Genomic DNA, 201 nt, shown 5'->3' on the forward strand with positions numbered 1-201 from the left:
GTAAACGACAAATATTAATTAAAGTGCCTAAAGTAACCGAAAGACCTACATATGTTTCACTCAAAAAACAACGTTTTTTATGTCGCCACTGTCACAGTACCTTTGTCGCTCAGTCTGAAATAGTAGATAAACATTGTGTGATTTCAAACAATACAAAAAAAGTAATCTTAGACAAAAGTGTTCAAGACCGTTCGGTCAAAT

1 pseudogene is annotated in these 201 nt (G+C 33.3%); it reads left to right on the plus strand.

Annotation, left to right across the window (positions count from 1 at the left end):
* Nucleotides 1-201: pseudogene (locus CD128_RS11955) on the plus strand (ISL3 family transposase); the annotation flags it as partial.

The organism is Staphylococcus croceilyticus, from assembly GCF_002902575.1.
Lineage (GTDB): Bacteria > Bacillota > Bacilli > Staphylococcales > Staphylococcaceae > Staphylococcus > Staphylococcus croceilyticus.